Genomic DNA, 6104 nt, shown 5'->3' on the forward strand with positions numbered 1-6104 from the left:
ACGAATAAGATTTAGGAGTGCTTCATGGCACGCGTCTGTCAAGTGACCGGGAAAGCGCCGATGGTCGGCAACAACGTTTCCCACGCAAACAACAAGACCAAGCGCCGTTTTCTGCCCAACCTGCAGAACCGCCGCTTCTTCGTTGAATCGGAAAACCGCTGGGTGAGCCTGCGCGTCTCGAACGCCGGTCTGCGCCTGATCGACAAGAAAGGCATCGACGCCGTGCTCGCAGACCTGCGCGCACGCGGCGAAGTCTAATTAGGAGTACACCATGGCCAGCAAAGGCGGACGCGACAAGATCAAGCTGGAATCGACCGCAGGTACGGGTCATTTCTACACGACCACCAAGAACAAGCGCACCATGCCGGAAAAGATGGAGATCTCGAAGTTCGATCCCGTCGCCCGTAAGCACGTGCCTTACAAGGAAACCAAGATCAAGTAATTGATCCACGGTCTTCAGCCAAAAGCCTCGCAATTGCGGGGCTTTTTGCATTTGGGGCACCGCGCCGCGGCCCATGCCGCAACCCTTGTCAGACAAGGGAAAGATGTCAGCAGTGTGGCAAGCGGGTGTAGACTTCCCAGCTTTCCTCCCAACGCTTTTCGCCCCCAAAGCGATTCCCCTGCACCATGAATTTCGATGTCGCGATCGTCGGCAGCGGTCTGGCCGGCCTCACCGTCGCGCTGCAGCTGGCCGACACCCACCGGGTAGTCATCCTCAGCAAGCGCGCCATGACCACCGGCGCTAGCGACTGGGCCCAGGGAGGAATCGCCGCGGTGCTCGACTCGGGCGACAGCCACGATGAGCATACCCAGGACACGCTGGTGGCCGGTGCGGGCCTTTGCGACGAAGAAGCGACGCGCTTCATCGTCGAGCACGGCCGCGAAGCCATCCAGTGGCTGATCGACCGCGGCGTGCCGTTCACGCGCGATGAACACGCCGAACTCGGCTTCCACCTCACGCGCGAAGGCGGACACAGCCGCCGCCGCATCATCCATGCGGCCGACGCCACCGGCCACGCCGTGGTCACCACGCTGGCCGACCAGGCGCGCAAGCACCCCAACATCACGATCCTGGAAGACCAGTTCGCGATCGACCTGATCACATCGGCCAAGCTCGGCCTGACGGGCAACCGCTGCTACGGTCTTTATGTTCTCGACGCGGCTTCCGGCGAAGTCCGCACCATCACGGCAACCCACACGGTGCTGGCTGCCGGTGGCGCGGGCAAGGTCTACCTTTATACGACCAACCCGGACACCGCCACCGGCGACGGCATCGCCATGGCATGGCGCGCCGGTTGCCGGGTGTCGAACATGGAATTCATCCAGTTCCATCCGACCTGCCTTTACCATCCGTACGCCAAGTCGTTCCTGATTTCCGAAGCGGTGCGCGGCGAAGGCGGCTTGCTGAAATTGCCCGACGGCACGCGCTTCATGCCCGAGCATGACGACCGCGCCGAGCTGGCGCCGCGCGACGTGGTGGCGCGCGCAATCGACTTCGAGATGAAAAAACGCGGCCTCGATTGCGTCTATCTCGATATCACGCACCAGCCCGAAGCATTTCTGAAGGAACACTTCCCTACCATCCATGCCCGCTGCCTGGAGCTCGGTATCGACATCGCACGCGAGCCGATCCCGGTCGTGCCGGCGGCGCACTACACCTGCGGCGGCGTGGTCACCGATACCGCGGGCCGCACCGACATAGGCAGCCTGTACGCCGTAGGCGAAACCGGCTGCACCGGGCTGCATGGCGCCAATCGTCTCGCGTCCAACTCGCTGCTCGAATGCATGGTGATTGGCCGCGCCGCCGCCGCGGACATCGCAGCGCACGGCAAGGCCGGCGCGCCGGACATTACGCTGCCCGCCTGGGATGAAAGCCGCGTTTCCGATGCCGACGAGGAAGTGGTCGTCTCGCACAACTGGGACGAACTGCGGCGCATGATGTGGAACTACGTCGGCATCGTTCGCACCGACAAACGGCTGGAACGCGCCCAGCACCGCATTGGCCTGTTGCGCGAGGAAATCGCCGAGTACTACGCCAACTTCCGCGTCACGCGCGATTTGCTGGAACTGCGCAATCTGGTCGAAGTGGCGTCGATGATCGTCGACAGCGCGTATTCACGCCACGAAAGCCGCGGCCTGCATTTCAGCCGCGACTATCCCGAAACGCTGCCCAAGGCACTGCCAACCGTGCTTCAGCCGCTGACGGGCCGGGCCGCCAGGCATCGCCAGCACAAGGCCCAGCGCTAGATGCGCCGCCGACAGAATTAGTCGAAGCAGAATCGTCGCACTGACGATCAGAAAGGTCTGAGGCTCGCCTAGCGCGCCTCAGACCTTTTTTGCGTTCTACGTTCGGAAATTCCGCGCGTAGAGGGCGTATCGCCGGCAGGAGCCGGCACAAGATCAGCAACCGCGCCAAGCACGCCATCACATTCGCGGAACAGCGATTTCTATCGATCAGACTGCCACGCAGAATTCGCGTTTCAGCTGTTTCCGGGCGCAGATCCCTCCGCCAATCCTCCATGAAAAGCGGATTTTCGGGACGCCTCGATCAGCCAATGCGAGCCAGTGATGTCATCCCGCTTTCCGGCCTTTTCCCTGCGCGGCCCCTCATGTTCAGAGGCAGGGATCCCAGCAAACCAGCTGTCAGCCGCGCCAGCCGACAAGGCACCTGGCATGCGCTTGAGTGCGTTCGCGCTGCTGATGGCGACCTGCATGCCGTGCTTCGCACTGAGCGTTCCCGTTCCGGTCGATCGCAACCTTCAGGATCAGCAGCAAAAACGCATGCTCGACCAGGCCCGCGAACAGCGGGAAAGCCTGGACCAGCAGCGCCAGACATCGCCCGCGCCCGCCCGGCGCGCGTCGCCTGACGACGCGGCTCCCGCTGACGGCCCGTGCATGGAGGTGCGCGATGTGGAGTTTCGCGGCGCAGCGCTGGTACCCGCATCGCTCAAGGAGCAGATTTCCGCGCAAGCCGCCGGGCATTGCCTCGGCAAGGTAGCCGTCGCGCGCATGCTGGACGAAATCAACGACTGGTACGTCGCCAACGGCTACATCACCAGTCACGCTTGGTTGCCGCCACAGAACAGCGCCGATCCCGGGCACATGATCATCGCCGCCGTGGAAGGCCGCACGGCAAGCGTGAAATTTTCCGGCGGCGACAACGCGGCAAACCGCACCGCGCGCATGGCGTTCGCCGGCATGACAGGCAACCCGCTGAACCTGCGCGATATCGAACAGGGCGTCGAGCAGATCGAGCGCGTGGCCAGGGACGGCGTGCAAGTTGCGGTGCGCGCGGCACCAACCGAGGGGTATTCCGATGTAGTCCTGAGCGGCGACGTATCGCCGGCCCTCCATGCGGCCTTCAGCCTGGACAACACCGGCCAGGAAAGCACCGGCAAGGACCAGGCGGGCGCGATCCTGTCGCTCAACAACGGCCTCGGCCTGGCCGAACAACTGAGCCTTTCCGCCACCAGCACCATGCCCGTCGACGGTGACCGGTTTCGCCGCAACTATGGCGCATCGGCGGTCTTGCCGGTCGGTCCCTGGACCTTCAGCTATTCGGGCAGCGTCGGCGACTACGCCATCCCGTTCGCGATCGACGACTTCACCTTGAGCTATCACGGCCACACGGTCAGCCATCGTGTCGAGGCGTCGCGCATCCTTTCGCGCAATGGCAGGCAGAAAACCGACGGGTTTCTCGCGTTTTCGCACTACACGGGCAACACCTATCTCGACGAATTCCGGCTGGACTACAGCTCGGAGCGTGTGGCGGCCGTGCAGGCCGGCATCAACTTCGCCACGCGCCTGGGAAGCAAGAGCTATCTGACACTCGGTCCGAAGCTGACGCAGAGCATTCCCCACTACACGGCGGACTTGAGCGCCGGTGGCGGCGCGCCCGCGGACTTTCGCAAAGCCGCGCTGAGCGCCAGCCTCTACACGCAGATTTCCCCGCACCTGTCCTGGCTGTCCTCGGCTTACGGCCAGTGGAGCCGATCGCCATTATTCGGCAGCGAACGCGTATCCATCGGCGGCGACACATCTGTGCGCGGTTTCCGCGACGCCTATCTATTTGGCGACACCGGCGCCTACCTGCGCAACGAACTCAACTGGACTTCGCCCGCGCCATGGGGCCAGGGCAACGTGGCGCTGACGGTTGCCCTCGATGCCGGGCGCGTGGTTCCCGTGGAAGGCGAACCCCGTTCCGGCGGCAACGTAGTGGGCGCCGCGCTCGGCGTGTCCGCCTCATACCGGCGCCTCAACGCCTCCCTTTCGATCGGTACCCCGCTGTGGGCTCCCACGCAGTTGAATGCCGATCCTTTCGTGCTCAGTGCACAGCTGAGCCTCGCACTATAAGGAAGTCAACCATATGTCTGAATTCAGACTACGCATCATCAGCTCCGCTGCTTTGGCGGTTTTCGCCGCGGCGAGCGCCCACGCCGCGCCTGGCATCGTTCCCAGCGGCAGCCAGACGCAGGTCGGCAACGCGGGCAATACCCCGGTCATCAATATCGCCGGCGCCAATGCCCGCGGAATTTCTCACAATACGTTCAGCCAGTTCAACGTCGACCAGAATGGCGTCGTGTTCAACAACCTGACCGCAGCCGGCGCAAGCCAACTGGCTGGCCAACTGGCGGCAAACGCCAACCTGGGCGGCAAGGCTGCCAAGGTCATCGTCGCCGACGTGTCGTCGAGCAAGGCATCCGAGCTCAACGGCGCGATGGAAGTTGCAGGCGCTCCGGCGCATCTGGTCATCGCCAACGCCGCCGGCATCTCGTGCAATGGCTGCAACACCATCAACGCACCCGTGGTCACGCTGGCAGCGGCGCGTTATACGCCCACGGCGGACGGCGCGCTGGCATTCACCGTCGATACCAGCCGCGCACAGCCGGCCACGATCTCTATCGACGGCGAAGGCATGAACGTCGGCACCGCGCAGCTGAACCTGCTCTCGCGCGCCACGCTGATCAACGCCGCCGTGAAGGGCTGGGATATTCACTCGTTGAACGGCACGGAGTTCGAAGCGGACAGCGACGGCAATTTCCAAAGCAAGCTCACCTACGACGCCGCAGGCACGAAGCCGACGGTCGCGCTCGATGTGTCCGAACTTGGCGGCATGTACGCCAACAAGATCTTGCTGGAAGGCTCCGAGTATGGCCTGGGTGTCAACAATGCCGGCACGATCTGGGCCGGCGACGGCGGCCTTGGCGTCGAGATGTTCGGCGCTGAGCTCACCGGCCAAGGCATTTCGCATTCGGAAGGCGCGGGCTACGACGTTCGGACGGAACACTACAAGGGCCAGGCCGATGAAGCGCAGCTGTACGAGCGTATCCGGCACGATATGCGCGCCGACGCAGAAGCATCGCATCGCGCAAAAGGCTGGTCGCCGGAAGCCGAGGCGCGCCTGACAGATAACGCGAAGCAACGCAAGCTGGATGCGCTGGTAGAGCAGGCAACCTACCGTCCGCATATCGAGACGGCAGAAGAGCGCGCCGCCCGCGAAGCCGACGAAGCGGCGAAACGCGCCCAGGCCGACGCCGAGCACGAAGCGGAAAAGGCTGCCGCTATCGCGCGCGCCGAGGCAGAAGCACAGGCACGTGCGGAACAAGAGGCAGCGGATAGGGCGGCATGGGAAGCGCGAGCCGAGGCAGAGGCACGGGCACGCGCGGAACGGGAGGCAGCGGAGAGGGCGGCACGGGAAGCGCAAGCCGAAGCAGCCGCCAAGGCAGCCCAGGAGCAGGCCGCGGCGGATGAAGCGGCATGGCGCGAGCGCCAAGCCCGAGAGCAAGCCGAATACGAGGCGCAGATGGCTGCCGAGAAGGCACGCGCCGAGGCGGAAGCTCAGGCACGTGCGCAAGCTGACGCTGAACGCAAGGCAGAATGGGCCGAGTACAACGCGCAAAAACAAGCCGAGTACGAGGCACAAAAGGCCGCCGAACAGGCTGCCAGACAAGCACAGATCGACGCTGAAGCTCAGGCCCGTGCGCAAGCCGACGCCGAACGCGCAGCATATTGGGCCGAGGAGAATGCCCGCAAACAGGCCGAATACCAGGCGCAACAGGCCGCCGAGCAGGCGGCCAGGCAAGCACAGATCGACGCTGAAGCCG

5 protein-coding genes are annotated in these 6104 nt (G+C 64.1%); all 5 read left to right on the top strand.

Annotated features, from left to right (window positions below; all coding sequences use genetic code 11):
• The first annotated feature begins 24 nt into the window (after positions 1–24).
• Positions 25–258 carry a 50S ribosomal protein L28 gene (rpmB, locus tag AC1RKI_RS06145; RefSeq protein ID WP_008644908.1) on the top strand — a complete coding sequence of 78 codons (234 nt, stop codon included), beginning with the start codon at positions 25–27 and terminating at the stop codon, positions 256–258.
• Positions 259–271: 13 nt separating this feature from the next.
• Positions 272–442, top strand: a complete 171-nt coding sequence (gene rpmG / locus AC1RKI_RS06150; protein WP_008644909.1) for a 50S ribosomal protein L33 — start codon at positions 272–274, stop codon at positions 440–442.
• Positions 443–627: 185 nt separating this feature from the next.
• A complete protein-coding gene (nadB, locus tag AC1RKI_RS06155) occupies positions 628–2247 on the top strand; it encodes an L-aspartate oxidase (RefSeq protein WP_490714840.1) in 1620 nt (539 codons plus the stop codon).
• A 426-nt stretch (positions 2248–2673) separates the two neighbouring features.
• The gene (locus AC1RKI_RS06160) at positions 2674–4353 is read left to right on the top strand and encodes a ShlB/FhaC/HecB family hemolysin secretion/activation protein (protein WP_492794481.1); all 1680 of its coding nucleotides are present in this window, start codon (positions 2674–2676) and stop codon (positions 4351–4353) included.
• Between the two features lie 13 nt (positions 4354–4366).
• Positions 4367–6104, top strand: a 1738-nt coding sequence (locus AC1RKI_RS06165; RefSeq protein WP_492857505.1) for a filamentous hemagglutinin N-terminal domain-containing protein, incomplete at its 3' end; no start/stop codon positions are given.

Source organism: Cupriavidus sp. GW822-FHT06G04 (assembly GCF_058799075.1).